Annotated in this window: 20 protein-coding genes, 3 tRNA genes and 1 pseudogene; 18 read left to right on the plus strand and 6 right to left on the minus strand. The window is 68.7% G+C overall.

Annotation, left to right across the window (positions count from 1 at the left end; genetic code table 11):
* Nucleotides 1–53: 53 nt before the first annotated feature.
* On the minus strand, nt 54–551 hold the full coding sequence (locus tag DEW08_RS12045; RefSeq protein ID WP_109327410.1) for an outer membrane protein assembly factor BamE: 498 nt from the start codon (nt 549–551) through the stop codon (nt 54–56).
* A gap of 174 nt (nt 552–725) precedes the next feature.
* Between DEW08_RS12045 and DEW08_RS12050 the strand changes: the two genes are divergently transcribed.
* The 9 genes from DEW08_RS12050 to DEW08_RS12090 all read left to right on the plus strand — a co-directional run bounded on the left by DEW08_RS12050 (nt 726) and on the right by DEW08_RS12090 (nt 6,667).
* Nucleotides 726–1,280: a ubiquinol-cytochrome C chaperone family protein gene (locus DEW08_RS12050; RefSeq protein WP_245986600.1), complete on the plus strand. Its 555-nt coding sequence runs from the start codon at nt 726–728 to the stop codon at nt 1,278–1,280.
* Between the two features lie 391 nt (nt 1,281–1,671).
* Complete coding sequence (locus DEW08_RS12055; protein ID WP_109327411.1) at nt 1,672–2,265, plus strand: YceD family protein; 594 nt, start codon at nt 1,672–1,674, stop codon at nt 2,263–2,265.
* Nucleotides 2,266–2,396: 131 nt separating this feature from the next.
* Entirely contained in the window at nt 2,397–2,582 is a 186-nt protein-coding gene (rpmF, locus tag DEW08_RS12060) for a 50S ribosomal protein L32 (protein ID WP_109327413.1), read from the plus strand.
* Between the two features lie 49 nt (nt 2,583–2,631).
* Complete coding sequence (plsX, locus tag DEW08_RS12065) at nt 2,632–3,684, plus strand: phosphate acyltransferase PlsX (RefSeq protein WP_109327415.1); 1,053 nt, start codon at nt 2,632–2,634, stop codon at nt 3,682–3,684.
* A 2-nt stretch (nt 3,685–3,686) separates the two neighbouring features.
* The gene (locus DEW08_RS12070) at nt 3,687–4,658 is read left to right on the plus strand and encodes a beta-ketoacyl-ACP synthase III (protein ID WP_109327417.1); all 972 of its coding nucleotides are present in this window, start codon (nt 3,687–3,689) and stop codon (nt 4,656–4,658) included.
* A 140-nt stretch (nt 4,659–4,798) separates the two neighbouring features.
* Entirely contained in the window at nt 4,799–5,134 is a 336-nt protein-coding gene (locus tag DEW08_RS12075; RefSeq protein WP_109327419.1) for an integration host factor subunit alpha, read from the plus strand.
* A 79-nt stretch (nt 5,135–5,213) separates the two neighbouring features.
* Entirely contained in the window at nt 5,214–5,672 is a 459-nt protein-coding gene (locus tag DEW08_RS12080; protein WP_181449446.1) for a MerR family transcriptional regulator, read from the plus strand.
* Nucleotides 5,673–5,764: 92 nt separating this feature from the next.
* A tRNA-Pro gene (locus tag DEW08_RS12085) sits at nt 5,765–5,841 on the plus strand.
* 220 nt (nt 5,842–6,061) lie between these two features.
* Nucleotides 6,062–6,667, plus strand: a complete 606-nt coding sequence (locus tag DEW08_RS12090) for a helix-turn-helix domain-containing protein (RefSeq protein ID WP_109327423.1) — start codon at nt 6,062–6,064, stop codon at nt 6,665–6,667.
* Between the two features lie 81 nt (nt 6,668–6,748).
* On the opposite strand, the gene DEW08_RS12095 is transcribed toward DEW08_RS12090, so the two are convergent.
* Nucleotides 6,749–6,822 (minus strand) — tRNA-Gln (locus tag DEW08_RS12095).
* Between the two features lie 57 nt (nt 6,823–6,879).
* Nucleotides 6,880–6,953: transfer RNA gene (locus tag DEW08_RS12100), tRNA-Gln, on the minus strand.
* A 189-nt stretch (nt 6,954–7,142) separates the two neighbouring features.
* On the opposite strand from DEW08_RS12100, the gene DEW08_RS12105 reads away from it, so the two are divergent.
* From DEW08_RS12105 to guaB, 3 genes are all read left to right on the plus strand, one after another.
* Complete coding sequence (locus tag DEW08_RS12105; protein ID WP_109327425.1) at nt 7,143–8,168, plus strand: Ppx/GppA phosphatase family protein; 1,026 nt, start codon at nt 7,143–7,145, stop codon at nt 8,166–8,168.
* 79 nt (nt 8,169–8,247) lie between these two features.
* The gene (locus DEW08_RS12110; protein WP_109327427.1) at nt 8,248–8,955 is read left to right on the plus strand and encodes an RlmE family RNA methyltransferase; all 708 of its coding nucleotides are present in this window, start codon (nt 8,248–8,250) and stop codon (nt 8,953–8,955) included.
* 160 nt (nt 8,956–9,115) lie between these two features.
* Nucleotides 9,116–10,594, plus strand: a complete 1,479-nt coding sequence (gene guaB / locus DEW08_RS12115; protein ID WP_109327429.1) for an IMP dehydrogenase — start codon at nt 9,116–9,118, stop codon at nt 10,592–10,594.
* Nucleotides 10,595–10,646: 52 nt separating this feature from the next.
* Here guaB and DEW08_RS12120 read toward each other — a convergent pair whose 3' ends face one another.
* The 3 genes from DEW08_RS12120 to DEW08_RS12130 form a co-directional block, all read right to left on the minus strand.
* On the minus strand, nt 10,647–10,931 hold the full coding sequence (locus tag DEW08_RS12120; protein WP_109327432.1) for a DUF1488 family protein: 285 nt from the start codon (nt 10,929–10,931) through the stop codon (nt 10,647–10,649).
* A 21-nt stretch (nt 10,932–10,952) separates the two neighbouring features.
* Nucleotides 10,953–11,597, minus strand: coding sequence for a DUF6134 family protein (locus DEW08_RS12125; protein WP_109327434.1), 645 nt, complete (start codon nt 11,595–11,597; stop codon nt 10,953–10,955).
* A gap of 109 nt (nt 11,598–11,706) precedes the next feature.
* Nucleotides 11,707–12,006, minus strand: coding sequence for an SCP2 sterol-binding domain-containing protein (locus DEW08_RS12130; RefSeq protein WP_109327436.1), 300 nt, complete (start codon nt 12,004–12,006; stop codon nt 11,707–11,709).
* Between the two features lie 221 nt (nt 12,007–12,227).
* Here DEW08_RS12130 and DEW08_RS12135 point away from each other — a divergent pair, with 221 nt between their 5' ends.
* From DEW08_RS12135 to DEW08_RS12160, 6 genes and pseudogenes are all read left to right on the plus strand, one after another.
* Nucleotides 12,228–13,955, plus strand: a complete 1,728-nt coding sequence (locus tag DEW08_RS12135) for a long-chain-fatty-acid--CoA ligase (protein WP_342760765.1) — start codon at nt 12,228–12,230, stop codon at nt 13,953–13,955.
* 113 nt (nt 13,956–14,068) lie between these two features.
* Nucleotides 14,069–14,463 (plus strand): annotated as a pseudogene (locus DEW08_RS12140) (MerR family transcriptional regulator).
* Nucleotides 14,464–14,604: 141 nt separating this feature from the next.
* Entirely contained in the window at nt 14,605–15,123 is a 519-nt protein-coding gene (locus DEW08_RS12145) for a thioesterase family protein (protein WP_109327438.1), read from the plus strand.
* A gap of 86 nt (nt 15,124–15,209) precedes the next feature.
* The gene (locus DEW08_RS12150) at nt 15,210–15,959 is read left to right on the plus strand and encodes an electron transfer flavoprotein subunit beta/FixA family protein (protein ID WP_109327440.1); all 750 of its coding nucleotides are present in this window, start codon (nt 15,210–15,212) and stop codon (nt 15,957–15,959) included.
* A gap of 2 nt (nt 15,960–15,961) precedes the next feature.
* On the plus strand, nt 15,962–16,903 hold the full coding sequence (locus DEW08_RS12155) for an electron transfer flavoprotein subunit alpha/FixB family protein (RefSeq protein ID WP_109327442.1): 942 nt from the start codon (nt 15,962–15,964) through the stop codon (nt 16,901–16,903).
* 144 nt (nt 16,904–17,047) lie between these two features.
* A complete protein-coding gene (locus DEW08_RS12160) occupies nt 17,048–17,911 on the plus strand; it encodes a VOC family protein (protein ID WP_109327444.1) in 864 nt (287 codons plus the stop codon).
* The last annotated feature ends 18 nt before the right edge of the window (nt 17,912–17,929 follow it).

The following is a 17,929-nucleotide window of genomic DNA, read 5'->3' on the forward strand; positions in this document are numbered from 1 at the left end:
TTCCGGCGTCCGGCGTCCGGGGGCCGGCGAACCGGCGTCCGTCGCGCCGGCGGTCAGCTCCCCGGGCCCTTGCCCTTGCTGTCCTTGGCCGAGAAGCGGCCGACGTTGCCCATCATCTGTTCCAGGAAGGTCATCTCGCGGCCGGCGGTCGGCGTCGTCCGCTCGACCATCTCGACCTGCTGGGCGTTGGTCTCGTCCAGCTTCTTGACCTCGCGCAGCGTGCCGGCGTCGTCGAACTTGACGATGACCACCCGCCGCTCGATCACGTCCGGCTCGAAGAAGGCGATCTTCTCGGTCTTCTGGCCGATGTAGTACCAGGTGTTCTGGTCGAAGGTGCCGACCGAGGTCGGCGAGCCCAGCACGGCCACCACATCGTCGCGGCGGCTCTGGCCCGGCTGCAGTTCCGCCACCCGCTCGGGGTCGGTCAGGTTGCCGCGGGTGGCGACGATGGGAGAGCAGCCGGTGACGGCGAGTCCCAGAAGGACGGCGCCCAGCACCGGGCGGCTGCTTCGAAGAAGGCGGTCCTGCTTGGAAATGTTCGATCTCGTCATGGTGCTCAGGCTATGATGGCGCCGCAACCGGGACCGGACCGTCCCCGGTGGGGCGACTCGTCCGGTGCGACTCGGGATCCGGCCAGTCTCAGGACTGCCGGGACAATCGCACCCGGCGCTTCATCCTGTCAATGAAACTATCTGGTTCAGCCAGCCGCGATCGAGAGAGGAACCGTGCCGATTTCCCTGTTCGGGCGCCTGTTGGGGACTCGCCGCGGAAGGCGCGCGGCGGCCGAATTCTTCGCCACCATCGCCGGGCAGGCGAGAAACCCCGTTTTCTACCAGCAGCTTGGTGTTCCCGACAGTCTGGACGGCCGCTTCGACATGGTGGCGCTGCACGTCTTCCTGGTGATGCGCCGGCTGAAGGGGCAGGGGGCGGAGGCCGCGCGCTGGTCGCAGGCGCTCTACGAGGTCATGGTCGCCGATTTCGAGGCCGGCGTGATGGAGCTGGGGGTGGGCGACAGCGGCATCTCCCGCAAGGTCAAGACCATGGCCCGCGGCATGGCCGGCCGCATCCAGGCCTATGACGCGGCGCTGCAGGAGGCGGGCGACGCGACGCTGGAGGTGGCGCTGGACAACAACGTCTACGGCACCGTGCTGGAGACCGATCCGCAGGCGCTGGCGACTCTGGTCCGCTATGTCCGGGCCGCCGACCGGCTGCTCGCCGGCCAGCCGCTGGAGGACCTGCTGGGCGGCCGCGTCCGCTGGCCCGATCCGCTGGCCGCGTGACCGGCCGGTCTTGCCGCGGGGCGGCGCGTCCCCTAGGATCGGTCCGGCCGATGCCTGGAGTCCGTCCCGACCGTCTGCGCCCCGGCTGCCACTGCCACTGCCACCGACTCCGCTGGCGATCCCGTCGCCGATCCCGTTGTGCAGCCACCGCACAATGACGGCAGGCGAACGATCGGGCGGAACCCGTTGCGGCGGAAGGGAAATCCGCGATGCTGCGCATTGTGCGCCGGAAACGCGCCGCACAATCCGCCCGGCCCACGGCGGCGGCAGGCCGGGGGACTTGTCTTTCGGCCGGCCCGGCGTCATCTGAAAGGGATTGCGCCGGCAGGACACGGGTGCAGTCCCGCAGGGCAGGGAGCCCGGAGATCTGGTGCCAGGGAAATAGCGAGCGATGACTGACCACCGCGGCCACGGAGCCGCCGAACCGCTGCCGAAACCGGAATTCTCGCGGATCGTGTCCGCCGAGATGGTCCGCCGCGCGGACCTGACCGAGACGATCGAGGCGACCGAGGCGGAGCGCCGGGCGCTCGCCGAGCGGTTCGAGCTGGAGGGGATCGGCCGGCTGACCGCCACCGTCCGGCTGCGCGCCGTGCGCGGCGGCCAGATGATCCGCGTTTCCGGCTCGCTGGAGGCCGACGTGGTCCAGACCTGCGTGGTCACGCTCGACCCTGTGCCGGCCCACGTGTCGGAGAGCTTCGAGGCCCTGTTCGCGCCGGAGACGATGATCGAGGACGAGGGACTCGAGATCGACATCGACCCGACCGTGGCCGACGAGGACAGTCCCGAGCCGATGGTCAACGGCCGCATCGACATCGGCGAGCTGACGGCGCAGCACCTGTCGCTCGGCCTCGACCCCTATCCCCGCGCCCCCGGCATCGACTTCGAGGGCTATGACGAGGGCGAGGAGGAAGAGGAGCAGCCGGTCGCCGAGCCGGAGAAGCCGAACCCCTTCGCCGTGCTGGAGCGGTTGAAGCGGGGCAACTGAACAGGGGGCGGCCCGGTTGATAAAAGGGGCGGAACGGGCTTGCCCTTCGACGGCAATTGCCGTATTGAATGCCGCTCGCGCTAGGCGGCCCCCCTTCGGGCCGCCTTTTCCAATGAAGAGAGTTTACGGTCATGGCTGTTCCGAAGAAGAAGACTTCCAAGTCGCGGCGCAACATGCGGCGTTCCCATCACGCGCTGCCGACCTCGGCGTACAACGAGTGCCCGAACTGTGGCGAGCTGAAGCGCCCGCACCACGTCTGCGGCTCCTGCGGCCATTACGACCAGCGCGAAGTGGTTCAGAGCGCCCCGGCGGCGTGACGTCGGGTAGGGCTGCCGAGACCCGCTTCAGCCAGGGAGCCTGTTCGCCGTGAGCCAGCGCCTGACCATTGCCCTGGATGCCATGGGCGGCGATCATGCGCCCGAGATGGTGGTCGCCGGGGCGGACATCGCCCGGGAACGCCACCCCGAGGTGCGGTTCCTGCTTTTCGGCGACGCCGGACGGATCGAGCCGCTGTTGAACCAGCGGCCGTCCCTCAAGGCGGTGGCTGAGGTGCGGCACACCACCGACGCGGTGGCGGGCGACGCGAAGCCGTCGGTCGCCTTGCGTGCGGGGCGCCAGTCCAGCATGCGGCTTGCCATCGACGCGGTGGCGAAGGGCGAGGCGGCCTGCGTCGTCTCGGCCGGCAACACCGGTGCGCTGATGGCGATGGCCAAGTTCGTGTTGAAGACGCTGCCGGGCATCGACCGGCCGGCGATCGCGTCGTTCTTCCCGACGCAGCGCGGCGAGAGCGTGATGCTCGACCTCGGCGCCAACACGGAATGCTCGCCGGACAACCTGGTGCAGTTCGCGCAGATGGGCGCCATCTTCGCGCGCACCGTGCTGGGGCTGGTGGAGCCGACCATCGGCGTGCTGAACATCGGGTCGGAGGACGTGAAGGGCAACGAGGTGGTGAAGGCCGCCGCGGCGCGCCTGCGCGAGATGCCTCTGCCCGGCCGCTTCCACGGCTTCGTCGAGGGCAACGACATCGGCGCCGGCACGGTGGACGTCATCGTCACCGACGGCTTCACCGGCAACGTCGCGCTCAAGACCGCCGAGGGCACCGCCAAGCTGTTCTCGGAGTTCCTGCGGCGGACCTTCGAGTCGTCCTGGCTGGCGAAGATCGGCTATGTGCTGGCGCGCGGCGCCTTCAAGCGGCTGAAGGCCAGGATCGACCCGCGGCGCTACAACGGCGCGATGTTCCTCGGCCTGCGCGGCGTCTGCGTGAAGAGCCACGGTGGCACCGACGCGGTCGGATTCGCCAACGCCATCGCGGTGGCGGTCAATCTGGCGGCGAACAGCTTCAACGAACGCATCAAGGAAGAGATGCAGCGGGTCGCGAACGCGAATCCTCTTCCCGACACCAAGGCGGCGGCGGTCTGAGCATGGTCAAGCGTTCCCGAGTCCTGGGCTGTGGTTCCTTCCTTCCGGCCAAGGTGGTGACCAACGCCGATCTGGAGAAGATCGTCGACACCTCGGACGAGTGGATCGTCCAGCGCACCGGGATCCGGTCGCGGCACATCGCCGCCGACGGGGAGTGCACCTCCGACCTCGCCATCGGCGCCGCGACCCGCGCGCTGGAGCATGCCGGCATCACGGCGGGCGACATCGACTGCATCGTGCTGGCCACCACCACGCCGGACAACACCTTCCCGGCGACGGCGACCAAGGTTCAGGCGGCGCTCGGCACCCGCGGCTTCGCCATGGACATCCAGGCGGTGTGCGCCGGCTTCGTCTATGCCCTGTCGGTGGCCGACAACTTCATCCGGATGGGGCAGGCGACCCGCGCCCTGGTGATCGGGGCGGAGACCTTCTCGCGCATCCTCGACTGGAACGACCGCACCACCTGCGTGCTGTTCGGCGACGGCGCCGGCGCCCTGGTGCTGGAGGGCTACGAGGCCACCGGCACCTCGGCCGACCGCGGCGTGCTGTCCACCCACCTGCATTCCGACGGCACCCACTACGACCTGCTCTATGTCGATGGCGGCCCGTCCTCCACCCGCACCGTCGGCCATGTCCACATGCATGGGCAGGAGATCTTCCGCCATGCGGTGACCAAGCTGACCTCCGTGGTGGAGGAGGCGCTGGTCGCCAACGGGCTGGAGGCCGCGGACGTCGACTGGCTGGTCCCGCATCAGGCCAACCGCCGCATCATCGACGGGCTGGCCCGCAAGATGAAGCTGCCGCCGGAGAAGGTGGTGCTGACGGTGGACCGCCACGGCAACACCTCGGCGGCCTCGATCCCGCTGGCGCTCGGCGAGGCGGTGCAGGACGGCCGGGTCAGGAGCGGCGACCTCATCCTGATGGAAGCCATCGGCGGCGGCCTGACCTGGGGCTCGGCGCTGATCCGCTGGTAGCCCCGGCGCCGGGCGGCAAGCGCGGCGCGCCTGTTGCATCGCGGCACGGTGCTTCAACGGAGTACGACAAGCTTTTGAATTGACGGGTGTTCTTGGCCCGGTTTACCGTCTTGCCCAAAGGTTGCGGGGGGAGGCGAACCATGACTCAGAACACCGTCACGCGCGCCCAGCTCAGCGAAGCGGTCTATCAGGAAGTCGGCCTGTCGCGGAACGAATCCGCCGACCTGGTCGAGAGCGTGCTCGACGAAATCTCCGACGCGCTGGCGCGGGGGGAGATGGTGAAGATCTCGTCCTTCGGCAGCTTCCAGGTCCGCCAGAAGGGGCAGCGGATCGGCCGCAACCCGAAGACGGGGGAGGAGGTTCCGATCCTGCCGCGCCGCGTCCTGGTCTTCCGCGCCAGCCACGTCCTGAAGAACCGTATCAACGAAGTGCAGGACGCGGCCGATGCGGGGCGCGTCAAGGCTCCGGCTCCGTGAGCGGGCGGGGCTGGACCGGGCACTGAGCCCGGACGCTGAGGATGGCCGGGACTGATCGGGCATGAGACCCCACGCTTCAATGAAGTCGGCGACGGCGTTCCGCACCATCAGCGAGGTGTCGGCCGATCTCGACGTGCCGCAGCATGTGCTGCGCTTCTGGGAAACCAAGTTTCCGCAGATCCGCCCGCTGAAGCGGGGCGGCGGCCGGCGCTATTACCGGCCGGAGGACGTGGAACTTCTTCGCCGCATCCAGGCGCTGCTCTATCAGGAGCGCTACACGATCAAGGGGGTTCAGCGCCTGTTGCGCGAGGGGCGCGTCGCCGACCCGACCCCGCCGCTGCCCGAGGATGCGGAGGACGAGTCGCCCTGCGATGTCCCGGGCTCTCCGTGCGAACCGGCCTCCGGGGTGGGGGAGGGGGGCGAGGCGTCGCTTCCCGAACCGCTGCGCCACGAGATCCTGATGGTGATCGACGAACTGCGCTCGCTGCGCCAGGTTCTCGACCGGGCATGCGGCAGAAAAGATGAAGCGACGGCGTAAAAAATCTTCAAGGACCCGTTGCGTTGCGGAAAGCCCGCCGCTATAGTCCCGTTCCCTTCCGGAGCGAGGCCCGCCACGGCGGACCGAACTGACGGAGCGTAGCGCAGCCTGGTAGCGCATCAGACTGGGGGTCTGGGGGTCGCAGGTTCAAATCCTGTCGCTCCGACCAGTTCCGGAAGGATACGAAAGCCCTGGAGCCAACGGCTCCAGGGCTTTTCGTTTTCGTCACGCCTTTCCTGTCCGACGTGAAGCTTCGCAGTTCATCTTGGCCCGCCGCGGAACCTCTGCCCGTCTTACGCCGGAATTCCGGCCCCAGCCCCCCTCATATACAGGGAAAACAACAAGTCATTCTGGTATTATTGCCTGAACGAGCAACCGGGAAGCCGATCATGCGGGTGCACGAGTGGTCCAACATTGTGCGGGCCTTGCGCAGGCTTCACGGCCTCAGCCGGGCGCAGTTCGCCTCGATGATCCCTGTTCCGGCGGACGCGGTGGCGCGGTGGGAGGAAGGGCAGGAGGTGCCGGCCGCACCGGCCCAGGCGATCCTGCGGGACATGCTGTCGGGCCATTTCCACAGCCACCCGACCTTCCTCGGCATCAAGGCCATGGTCCGTGCCACGCAGCAGTTGTCGGCGCTCTACACCCCGGGAATGGTGGTCCACGCGCTGTCGCGGCCGCTGGAAGGACTGTTCGCCGAGCATCGCTTCGACGTGCTGGGGACGTCGATGCTCCCCAGGATCGCCGGCCGCAGCAGCGAGATGGTCGAAACCTATGTCCTTCCGATGCTGGAGGGGAGGAGCGACATCCTCTCCCTGTCCTTCATCGACCGAGGCGTGGCCGACCGGACGCTGATCCTGCGCCAGCAGTTGACGATCATCCCGCTCGACGGAATCCGTGTGCTGGCGACCGTAGGGATACCGCTCCACCGGAGCGACGATCCTGACCTGCCGGACGCGGATCTGCGCATCCTAACGGCGGACGACCTGCGGGGTTGACCTGTCGCAGCCGCTGAAACACACCGGGAAGGTGCCCGCGCCCGATCAGTGGCGATACTGGCTTATGCAATGAGGAAAGGTTGGTTGGGGGACTAGGATTCGAACCTAGGCTGGCGGAGTCAGAGTCCGCTGTCCTACCGCTAGACGATCCCCCAATCCGGCCCGCTGGTTCCGGCGGGCGGCTGCCGATGACTGACGGCATTTGGAAAGCTTGGTTGGGGGACTAGGATTCGAACCTAGGCTGGCGGAGTCAGAGTCCGCTGTCCTACCGCTAGACGATCCCCCAGACCGTCCACGAGCGCAACGTCTCCGTCACGTCCCGTCGTGGGGCGTGCTTATAACGGGGCTTTGGCCGCTTGTGAAGCACTTTTTTCGGTCGGGCCTGTCACGAAAACATAATGTCCACCGGATGGAGGGTTCCGTCGCGCCGCGGAATGAGGGTACAGTTGATCCTCAGGATCGACAGGGAGGAGTCGTGGACCTGCAACTGCACAGTGACCGGCAGAACAGCACCGAACGGTTGCGTTCGTCGGCGCTCGCGCGACCGGTCTATGCGGCCCTCGACCTCGGTACCAACAATTGCCGGTTGCTGATCGCCCGCGCGTCACCCGGCGGCGGCTTCCGGGTGATCGACGCCTTCTCGCGCATCGTCCGGCTGGGCGAGGGCATGACCCGCAACGACCTGCTCTCCGACCACGCAATGGAGCGGGCCATCGCCGCCCTGCGGGTGTGCGGCGCGAAGATCGAGCGGCGCGGCGTCACCGCCGCCCGCGCCGTGGCGACCGAAGCCTGCCGCCGGGCGCGGAACTGCAACGAGTTCGTCGACGCGGTCGGGCGCGAGACCGGCATCGCCATCGAAATCATCTCCAGCCAGGAAGAGGGCAGGCTGGCCCTGGCCGGCTGCGCGGCGCTGCTCGACGCGCAGTATCCCTATGCCATCGTCTTCGACATCGGCGGCGGTTCGACCGAACTGATGTGGCTGGCGGTCGAACCGGGACGCGGCCCGCGCGTGCTCGACCAGACATCGATCCGCTGCGGCGTCATCGGGCTGACCGAGCAGTTCGGCGGGCCGGAGGTCACGCCGGCCATGTACCGCCGCATGGTGCAGGCCGTGGCCGATGCCGTCGGCCCTTTCGAGGAGCGCAACGGCATCGGCGACCTCGTGCGGCAGGGGCGGGTGCAGATGCTCGGCACCTCCGGCACCGTCACCACGCTCGCCGGCGTGCATCTCGGGCTGTGCCGCTATGACCGGCGCGCGGTGGATGGCAGCTATCTGCGCATCGACCACGCCCGCACGGTGATCCGGCATCTCGTGGGGCTGGACTTCGACGGCCGGGCACGGCATCCCTGCATCGGACAGGATCGGGCCGATCTCGTGGTGGCCGGCTGTGCCGTGCTGGAGGCGCTGTGCGACTCCTGGCCGGTGGACCGGCTGCGGATCGCCGACCGGGGGCTGCGCGAAGGGATCCTCGTGGACCTGATCGGCGCCTCCGGCGACTGACGGATCGGCCCGCAGGCCTGTTGTTCGCGCGCCGGGCAAGGTTCGCCCGGCTGGATGTCTTACAGGGAAGTTCGGGACCATGGTCGGAAAGACCCCCTCGTCGCGGCCCACCGGCCGCCGCACCGCCGTTCGCGTGAAGAGCGCCAACAGCCGCTCCGAATCCTCGCGGCGATGGCTGGAGCGTCACCTCAACGACCCCTACGTCGCCGAGGCGAACAAGCGCGGCTATCGCTCCCGCGCCGCCTTCAAGCTGATGCAGCTCGACGAGAAGTTCCATCTCCTGGGGCCGGGCAAGCGGGTGGTCGACCTCGGCGCGGCGCCGGGCGGCTGGACGCAGATCGCGGTGGAGCGGGTGTCGACCGCCAAGCCCGGCTGGGTGGTGGTCGGGCTCGACATCCTGCCGATGGACCCGGTCCCCGGCGCCACCACCATGCAGGCCGACTTCCTCGAGGAAGGGGCGGCCGAGCGGCTGAAGGAGGCGCTGGGCGGCCCGGCCGACGTGGTGCTCAGCGACATGGCGGCGCCGACCACCGGGCACCAGCAGACCGACCACCTGCGCATCATGGCGCTGGCCGAGGCCGCCTATGATTTCGCCGAGGAGGTGCTGGCGCCGGGCGGGGCCTTCGTGGCCAAGCTGTTCCAGGGCGGGGCGGAGCGGTCGCTGCTCGACCGGCTGAAGCGCAACTTCGCCGTGGTCAAGCACGCCAAGCCGCCGGCCAGCCGGGCGGAGTCGTCGGAGACCTATGTGGTTGCCACCGGCTTCCGCGGCGCCAACATCAACGACTGACCGGAGCGGCGGCATCGGCAGGGCAGGCGGCCGCTACGCCCGGGGGCATGGCTGACCTGCGCCGTGCGGGCCGTGCGGATGACAGATGCTGTGGTCCTGCGGCTTCACAAGCCCACGGTCTTGTGTATAGTGCGGCAAATTTTCATCCGGGAGACCACCGATGGCCCGAGTCACTCCGATTCGCGAAGCCCTGACCTTCGATGACGTCCTCTTGGTTCCGGCCGAGAGTTCCGTCCTGCCGAACGATGTGGATACCCGGACAAGATTGACGAAGACCATCGAGCTCGGCATCCCGCTGATGTCCTCGGCCATGGACACGGTGACGGAAAGCCGGCTCGCCATCGCCATGGCCCAGGCCGGCGGAATCGGCGTCGTCCACCGCAACCTGACGATCGAGCAGCAGGCCGAAGAGGTCCGCAAGGTCAAGCGCTTCGAATCCGGCATGGTGGTCAATCCGATCACCATCACGCCCGACGCCACCCTGGCCGACGCGCTGCAACTGATGGCGGACTACCGGATCTCCGGCATCCCGGTGGTCGAGACGATGGATTCCCGCGGCAGCGGCAAGCTGGTCGGCATGCTGACCAACCGCGACGTCCGCTTCGCCACCGATCCGCGCCAGCCGGTCAGCGAGCTGATGACCAAGAAGCTGGTCACCGTGCGCGAGGGCGTCAGCCAGGACGAGGCCAAGCGCCTGCTGCACCAGCACCGCATCGAGAAGCTGCTGGTGGTGGACGAGGACTACCGCTGCATCGGCCTCGTCACCGTCAAGGACATCGAGAAGGCGCAGGCCTATCCCAACGCCTGCAAGGACGAGAAGGGCCGGCTGCGCGTCGCCGCGGCGACCGGCACCGGCAACGACGGACTGGCGCGCGCCGAGGCGCTGTTCGACGCGGGCGTCGACGTGCTGGTGGTCGATACCGCCCATGGCCACTCGCTGAAGGTGCTGGACCAGGTGCGGGCCGCCCGCAGCCTGTCGAACTACACCCAGGTGGTCGCCGGCAACGTCGCCACCGCGGACGCCGCGAAGGCCCTGATCGACGCCGGCGCCGACGCCATCAAGGTCGGCATCGGCCCGGGTTCCATCTGCACCACCCGCATCATCGCCGGCGTCGGCGTCCCGCAGCTCACCGCCATCATGGACGTGGTGGAGGAGTGCGGGAAGCAGGGCATCCCGGTGATCGCCGACGGCGGCATCAAGTATTCCGGCGATCTCGCCAAGGCGATCGCCGCCGGGGCGAGCTGCGCCATGCTGGGCAGCCTGTTCGCCGGCACCGACGAGAGCCCCGGCGAGGTCATCCTCTACCAGGGCCGATCCTACAAGAGCTATCGCGGCATGGGCTCGGTGGGCGCCATGGCGCGCGGCTCGGCCGACCGCTACTTCCAGCAGGAAGTCTCCACCATGAAGCTGGTGCCGGAGGGCGTCGAAGGCCGCGTGCCCTACAAGGGGCCGGTGTCGGCGGTGATCCACCAGCTCGTCGGCGGACTGCGGGCGGCGATGGGCTACACCGGCAGCCGCTCCATCGCCGAAATGCGCGAGAAGTGCGAGTTCGTGCGCATCACCAACGCGGGCCTGCGCGAGAGCCACGTCCACGACATCACGATCACCAACGAGTCGCCGAACTACCGCCAGGGCTGACCGCCAAGGGCGATCGTCAAGAACGACCGGGGGCGGGGAGGGGGACGGTCCCTCACCCCGCCGCGCGGCGCAGGTCCCGGGCGGTCAGGTGGATGTTGGCGTCCGGGTCGAGGTTGCGGTCGATGATGCGCAGCTCGACCGCCTTTTCGAACAGCGGCTGGTTCAGGCAGACGCGCTCGACCGCCTCCTCCGGCTTCGGCGTATGGCCGATCAGCGTCTGCATGGCCCGCCGGGGCACGAAGACGCGGCCCCTGTATTCCCCAACCTCCACGGCGAACTCGACGGCATCCGCCTCCTCGTTCCAGGTGGGCTCGTCGGGGAATACGAAGATGGGCATCGCGCTCTCGGGTTCGGGGCCTTATTTCAGGACATAGGTAATATCATAGCCGCTGCGCTTGAAGCGCGTCTTCAGCAGCGTGCCGTCGGCGGCGTACCACAGTTCGCGGTCGACCTCGCCGGAGATGCGGTGGCGGGTCGCCTCCTGGGCCTTGCCGCCGGCCTCCACCGTCTCCTTGCCGACGGTCTGGCTGTTCACGGTGTAGCGGGCTCCGTCGATGACGGAGAGCAGCAGCGGGTGCTTCAGCACCTCCGGCGTCCACAGGGTCAGCGGCAGGGCGTTGCCCGGCAGCTCGCTGCTCTTGCCGTCGACCGTCATGACGTAGCCGGAGCCCTGGCGGGTCAGCTCCATGACGTGCGGGGTGCCGTCGTCGTCGGTCTTGCCGCGCAGGGACTGCAGGGTCGAGCCCTTCCACAGCTCCTCGCGCTGGTGGTCGTAGCGGAAGTTGATGAACAGCACCTTCACGCGGGTGGTCGCGGTGACCGTCACCTTGGTCTGGTCGCCCTGCTGGTCCAGCTTCACCTCCTCGGTGCCGATGGGATCGTCGCCCATCAGGATCTGGTAGCTCAGCGTGCGGGCGGCCGCGGCGGCGGGCGCCGCCAGCGCCAGGGCGGCAGCCGTCAGGGTGGCGCCCGTGACCAGGGCGCGGAACGCGGTCTTCGTCATGTTTCCTCCCACTGTGTTATCGGAACGACGTTTGTCTGTCGCGACAGGGTGCGGTCCGGGCGGCTTCGTCTTGCCGGGCAGGTGGCCGCCTTCGGACCGGAAGGGCCGGCTACTCGTCGAGAAGCTGCGCGAGCTTCATCGCGATGCCCTTGGAGCCGTCGACCTTCAGCTTGCCCATGGTGAAGGCCAGCATCGGGTTCAGTTTGCCGTTGATCAGCTTCTGCAGGTTTTCCGGGGAAATGCGGATGGTGCAGTCGGCGTCGCCGTCGCCCTGGGTGATGGCGACCGGCGTGCTGCGGGCATCCACATGGATCAGCCGTCCCTCGCCGAGGTCGAACTGGACGGCGGCGTTCAGGCTGCGGAGCGTGGTGGCGCGGGCGCGCATTTCCTGGAGGATGGTCTCGACCATGGATCGGCGTTCTCTGGAAGGTTGCATTGCTTGGGGTCTTGACAGTAGGCCAACATTACGTTTACGTCAACGTCATAACGAATAGGTTCCGGCCGGTGGCGGCGACGCGCTCCCGGTGCCGCGACGGGTCGGGAACCAGCCACAGCCCGGAGGAAACGATGCCGATACCGACGCCCATCCCCGTGCCTCCGCTCTCCGTTTCGAGCTGAGAGGGAGCGGACATGGTGAACCAGGACATGGCTGGGCAGCAGGCGCGCGCGACCATGCCGGACGGCAAGCGGTTCCCCTGGCTGGACCACTACCCGGCGGACATCGCCTGGGACCAGCCCTTCGCCCCGATGCCCCTGTGGGAGCTGTTCGAGCAGGCGGGCAAGCGCTTCGCCGACCGGCCCTGCCTCGATTTCCTCGGGCGGCGCTACCGCTACGGCGAGGTTCTGGCGCTGGTGAACCGTGCCGCCAAGGGCTTCCAGGCGCTGGGCGTCGGGCCGGGCGTCAAGGTCGGGCTGTGCCTGCCCAATTCGCCGACCTTCGTCATCGCCTATTTCGGGGTGCTGAAGGCCGGCGGCACGGTGGTCAACTACAACCCCCTCTATGTCGAGCGGGAGTTGGAGCACCAGATCGAGGATTCCGGGACCGAGATCATGGTCACGCTCGATCTCAAGCAGATCTACCCGCGCGTCGCCCTGATGCTGGAGCGCACGCGGCTGAAGCGGGTGGTCGTCTGCCGCATGACCTCCATCCTGCCGGCGGTGAAGGGCGCGCTGTTCCGCGTGCTCAAGCGCAGCGAGGTGGCGCCGGTCCCCTCCGACGCCAAGCATGTCGATTTCGACGAGCTGCTGGCCAACGACGGCGCCGTGCGGCCGGTGCGGATCGATCCGCTGCGCGACGTGGCGGTGCTGCAATACACCGGCGGCACCACCGGCGTGCCGAAGGGCGCCATGCTCACCCATGCCAACCTCGTGGCGAACGCCCAGCAGGTGAAGGCGTGGTTCCCCGGCATGAAGCTGGGGGAGGAGCGCATGATGGCGGTGCTGCCCTTCTTCCACGTCTTCGCCATGACGGTGGTGCTGAACATGGGTCTCGCCGCCGGGGCCGAACTGGTCATGCTGCCGCGCTTCGAGACCGAGCAGGTCCTGAAGACCATCGCCAAGCGCAAGCCGACCCTGCTGCCCGGCGTGCCCACCATGTACAAGGCGCTGATCAGCCATCCGAAGGTGGACCGCTATCCGCTGCGCTCGATCCGCTACTGCATCTCCGGCGGCGCGCCGCTGCCGATGGAGCTGAAGCGCCAGTTCGAGAGCGCGACCGGCTGCGTCCTGGTGGAAGGCTACGGCCTGTCGGAGGCTTCGCCGGTCTGTGCCTGCAACCCGCTGACCGGGTTGAACAAGGAGGGCTCGATCGGACTGCCGCTGCCGGGGGTGCGGTTCGAGATCCGCGGGCTGGAGGATCCGACGAAGGTCCTCGGCCTCAACGAGAAGGGGCAGGTGGTCGTCTACGGTCCCAACGTCATGGCCGGCTACTGGAACCGGCCGGAGGAGACGGCGCGGACCATCGTGGACGGCGCGCTCTTCACCGGCGACGTCGGGCTGATGGACGAGGACGGCTACGTCTTCCTGCTCGACCGCCTGAAGGAACTGATCATCTGCAGCGGCTACAACGTCTATCCGCGGGTGATCGAGGAGGCGATCTACCAGCATCCGGACGTCGTCGCGGCCTGCGTCATCGGCATCGCCGACGAATACCGCGGGCAGACGCCCAAGGCCTTCGTCCAGGTGAAGCCGGGAGCGACCCTGACGGCGGAGGCGCTGCGCGATTTCCTGCGCGACAAGATTTCGCGGATCGAGATGCCGACGGCGTTCGAATTCCGCGCCGAGCTGCCGAAAACGGCGGTCGGCAAGCTGTCGAAGAAGGAGCTGATCGCCGAGGCCGCCGCGAAGTCAACAGGCTGACCGGACGGAAAGGGGCTGACCGGCACGTAAACGGCATGCTTATCACGCAGCCATCGCTGTGGTAGGAACGGCTCGCCGATATGCGGCGAGAATGAACGAAGGCCCGACCACGGATGGAACAGCTTTATACGGTCAACCAGCTTGCGGAGGAGCTTGGCATCACCCCCGCGCGCTCCGGTTCTACGAGGTGAAGGGGCTGCTGGCACCCAGCCGGGTCGGCAACAACCGCGTCTACACCAAGCGCGACCGGGCCAGGCTGAAGCTGATCCTGCGCGGCAAGCGGCTGGGCTTCTCGCTGGCGGAGATCCGGGAGTATCTCGACCTCTACAACGTCGATGGCGGGGTGGAGCAGCAGAAGACCCTGTTGAAGCGGGTGCGGCAGCGCCTTCAGGATCTCGCCCAGCAGCGCGAGGATCTGGAGGCGACCGTGAAGGAGCTGAAGGATATCGAGGACCAGGTGCTCGGCGCCCTCGCGGAACGCGGGGCTGCCGAGGCCAAGGGCGACTGAGGCCGGAGCGGCGTCGCAGACCCTCGCTTCCGAAGGCCCGGCCGGCAGACCAGGGGCAGACCAGGGGAGGAGAGGGACGATGACGCGGCAATCCGGGCGGCGATCCGGGCAGCAGCCCGGTTGGTGCGGGGGAGGGGCGGCATGAACCTGCTGTTCCGGTTGATGGCGGTGCTCGTCGCGGCCTTGGCCGGCCGGCGGGTCGGGCTGCTGGACGCCACGCGGCTGTCCATGCGGGTCTGGCCCACCGACCTCGACGTCAACATGCACATGACCAACGCCCGCTACCTCAGCCTGATGGATCTGGGGCGGATCGACCTGATGATTCGCACCGGGATGGCGCCGCTCATCCTGAAGAACCGTTGGCAGCCGGTGATCGGTGCGGCGAATGTGCGCTTCCGCCGGTCGCTGCGGCCGTTCCAGCGCTTCACCCTGGTCAGCCGGGTGCTGTGCTGGGACGAGAAGTACGTGTTCATGGAGCACCGCATGGAGACCGCCGAGGGGACGGCCGCCGTGGCGGTCATGCAGGGCGCCTTCATCCACCGCGGAACGGTGGTGCCGCCGGCGGCGGTGCTGGGTGCGCTCGGCGTGGCGGTCGAATCGCCGCCCATGCCGGACTTCGTGGTGGCCTGGCGCGAACAGCCGCTGCCGGCGGCAGCCTGAGCGCCGCCGCAAGGGGAGACGAGAAGCCCGAGCCGATCGGGCCCGAGGGGAAACGGAAAAGAAAGCCGAGGAAGGAGAAGATTGGCATGAAGATCCTCGTACCCGTGAAGCGGGTGGTGGACTACAACGTGAAGATCCGCGTGAAGGTGGATGGGTCCGGCGTTGAGACCGCCAACGTGAAGATGAGCATGAACCCGTTCGACGAGATCGCGGTCGAGGAGGCGGTCCGTCTGAAGGAGGCGGGCAAGGCGGTGGAGATCGTGGCGGTGTCGATCGGTCCTGCGGCCTCGCAGGAGACGCTGCGCACGGCACTCGCCATGGGGGCCGACCGGGCCATCCTGGTGCAGACCGACGCCGAGACCCAGCCGCTGGCGGTGGCCAAGACGCTGAAGGCGCTGGTCGACAAGGAGGGCCCGCAGCTCGTCATCCTGGGCAAGCAGGCGATCGACGACGACTGCAACCAGACCGGCCAGATGCTCGCCGCCCTGCTCGGCTGGGGCCAGGGCACCTTCGCCTCGAAGCTGGCGGCCGGCGAGGGCAAGGTCACGGTGACGCGCGAGATCGACGGCGGTCTGGAGACGGTCGAGCTCGCCCTGCCGGCGGTGGTGACGGCCGACCTGCGGCTGAACGAGCCGCGCTACGCCTCGCTGCCCAACATCATGAAGGCCAAGAAGAAGCCGCTGGAGACCGTGACGCCCGACAGCCTGGGCGTCGACGTGGCGCCGCGGCTGAAGACGCTCAAGGTGGCCGAGCCGGCCAAGCGCAAGGCCGGCGTGAAGGTGGCGGACGTCGCCGCCCTGGTGGACAAGCTGAAGACCGAAGCGCGGGTGATCTGACCATGGCCAGCATTCTTGTTCTCGCGGAGCACGACAACGCGACGCTGAAGCCCGCCACGCTGCATGCGGTGACGGCGGCCGGCAGGATTGGCGGGGAGATCCACGTGCTGGTGGCCGGCCAGGGGGCGCAGGCCGCGGCGGCGGCGGCGGCCAGGGTGGCCGGTGTGGCGAAGGTGCTGCTGGCCGACGATGCCGCCTATGCCCACCAGCTTCCCGAGGCGGTGGCGCCGCTGGTGGTGGGGCTTGCCCAGGGTGGCTACGGCCATGTGCTGGCGGCGGCGACGTCGATGGGCAAGAACCTGCTGCCGCGGGTGGCGGCCCTGCTGGACGTGGCGATGGTGTCGGACATCACGGCGGTGGTGTCGGCGGACAGCTTCGAGCGGCCGATCTATGCCGGCAACGCGATCGCGACGGTGCAGTCGCCGGACGCGGTGAAGGTGGTCACCGTGCGCACCACCGCCTTCGAGGCGGCGGCCGGCGAAGGTGGTGCTGCGGCGGTCGAGAGCGTGGCGGCGGCGCAGGACGTGGCGGCCGGTCTGTCGCGCTTCGTCTCGGCGGAGCTGACGAAGTCGGAGCGTCCGGAGCTGACGGCGGCGCGGGTGGTGGTGTCGGGCGGCCGGGGCATGCAGTCGGGCGAGAACTTCGTGCTTCTGGAGGCGCTGGCCGACAAGCTGGGGGCGGCGGTCGGCGCCAGCCGGGCGGCGGTCGACGCGGGCTTCGTGCCCAATGATTACCAGGTCGGGCAAACCGGCAAGATCGTGGCGCCCGAGCTGTACATCGCGGTCGGCATCTCCGGTGCGATCCAGCACCTCGCCGGCATGAAGGACAGCAAGGTCATCGTCGCGATCAACAAGGACGAGGAAGCGCCCATCTTCCAGGTCGCCGATTACGGGCTCGTCGCGGACCTCTTCAAGGCCGTGCCGGAGCTGACGCAGGCCCTGTAAGGCGGATCGCCTCTCCTGATCGGGCCGGGCCGCCGCCGTCGGCGCCCGGCCTTTTTCATGCAGCCGGCCTCCTGCAGTCGGACCTTGCCCGCCGCCCTGCTCTGGTCTATCGCTGGGGCCGCAACCGGGAGGGAAGGCCGCCGCATGCTGAAGGGACTGGATCATCTGGTCGTCGCCGTCCGCGACCTCGACGAGGCGCAGGACCGCTGGACGCGCCTCGGTTTCACCGTGACGCCGCGCGGCCGGCATACCGAGCTGAAGACGGCCAACCACACCATCATGTTCAAGGCCGACGACTACATCGAGCTGCTCGGCGTCGAGGAGCAGCGGCCGGCCAATGCCCATTACGCGGAGTTCCTGCGCCGGCGCGAGGGACTGGCCGCGCTGGCGTTGAAGACCGACGATGCGCGCGGCGCCATGGCACCGCTGACCGCCGCCGGCTTCCCGGTGACCGAGGCGGTCGATTTCGGCCGGCCGGTGCAGGTCGCGGACGGGACGCGCGACGCCCGCTTCACCATCAGCCAGATCGACCCCGCCGCCACGCCCGGCGGACGCGTCTTCCTCTGCCAGCACCACACCCGCGACCTCGTCTGGCGGCCGGAGTATGTGGAGCATGCCAACACGGCGGCGGGGCTCGCCGCCCTGGTCATCGCGGCCGACGATCCCCAGCCGGTGGCGGAGAGTTATGCCCGGCTGTTCGGCGGCACGGTCGAGGCACAGGGGCCGGCGCTGCTGGTGCGGACGGGAGACACGCCGATCGTCGTCGCCACCCCGGCGGCCCTTCACTGGGTGTGGACCAGCGACCCGGCCTTCGAGACGGTGCCGCGCCCCTTCCTGGCCGGCGCCGTGGTCCGCGTGACCGATCTGGAGAAGGCCCAGCAGTGCCTGCAGAAGGGCAAGTTCCCGACGGTCGTCGGCAACGGCGTGCTGCGGGTGGGCTCCGCCGCCGGCAACGGCATGATGCTCGCCTTCGCCACCCGCTTCGACCTGCCGGCCCTGATCCCCTGACGGCCGGGCAGCCCGGCC

Source organism: Azospirillum thermophilum (genome assembly GCF_003130795.1).
Lineage (GTDB): Bacteria > Pseudomonadota > Alphaproteobacteria > Azospirillales > Azospirillaceae > Azospirillum > Azospirillum thermophilum.

Excerpts from the sequence above, each read along its gene's own strand:
- DEW08_RS12130 (WP_109327436.1), bottom strand. The coding sequence starts at position 12,006 with ATGGTCGAGACCATCCTCCAGGAAATGCGCGCCCGCGCCACCACGCTC.
- DEW08_RS12125 (WP_109327434.1), bottom strand. The coding sequence starts at position 11,597 with ATGACGAAGACCGCGTTCCGCGCCCTGGTCACGGGCGCCACCCTGACG.
- DEW08_RS12080 (WP_181449446.1), top strand. The coding sequence starts at position 5,214 with ATGAAGTCGGCGACGGCGTTCCGCACCATCAGCGAGGTGTCGGCCGAT.
- DEW08_RS12120 (WP_109327432.1), bottom strand. The coding sequence starts at position 10,931 with ATGCCCATCTTCGTATTCCCCGACGAGCCCACCTGGAACGAGGAGGCG.
- rpmF (WP_109327413.1), top strand. The coding sequence starts at position 2,397 with ATGGCTGTTCCGAAGAAGAAGACTTCCAAGTCGCGGCGCAACATGCGG.
- DEW08_RS12045 (WP_109327410.1), bottom strand. The coding sequence starts at position 551 with ATGACGAGATCGAACATTTCCAAGCAGGACCGCCTTCTTCGAAGCAGC.
- DEW08_RS12145 (WP_109327438.1), top strand. The coding sequence starts at position 14,605 with ATGAACCTGCTGTTCCGGTTGATGGCGGTGCTCGTCGCGGCCTTGGCC.
- guaB (WP_109327429.1), top strand. The coding sequence starts at position 9,116 with ATGGCCCGAGTCACTCCGATTCGCGAAGCCCTGACCTTCGATGACGTC.
- DEW08_RS12090 (WP_109327423.1), top strand. The coding sequence starts at position 6,062 with ATGCGGGTGCACGAGTGGTCCAACATTGTGCGGGCCTTGCGCAGGCTT.
- DEW08_RS12155 (WP_109327442.1), top strand. The coding sequence starts at position 15,962 with ATGGCCAGCATTCTTGTTCTCGCGGAGCACGACAACGCGACGCTGAAG.
- DEW08_RS12070 (WP_109327417.1), top strand. The coding sequence starts at position 3,687 with ATGGTCAAGCGTTCCCGAGTCCTGGGCTGTGGTTCCTTCCTTCCGGCC.
- DEW08_RS12135 (WP_342760765.1), top strand. The coding sequence starts at position 12,228 with ATGGTGAACCAGGACATGGCTGGGCAGCAGGCGCGCGCGACCATGCCG.
- DEW08_RS12110 (WP_109327427.1), top strand. The coding sequence starts at position 8,248 with ATGGTCGGAAAGACCCCCTCGTCGCGGCCCACCGGCCGCCGCACCGCC.
- DEW08_RS12055 (WP_109327411.1), top strand. The coding sequence starts at position 1,672 with ATGACTGACCACCGCGGCCACGGAGCCGCCGAACCGCTGCCGAAACCG.
- DEW08_RS12075 (WP_109327419.1), top strand. The coding sequence starts at position 4,799 with ATGACTCAGAACACCGTCACGCGCGCCCAGCTCAGCGAAGCGGTCTAT.
- DEW08_RS12150 (WP_109327440.1), top strand. The coding sequence starts at position 15,210 with ATGAAGATCCTCGTACCCGTGAAGCGGGTGGTGGACTACAACGTGAAG.
- DEW08_RS12160 (WP_109327444.1), top strand. The coding sequence starts at position 17,048 with ATGCTGAAGGGACTGGATCATCTGGTCGTCGCCGTCCGCGACCTCGAC.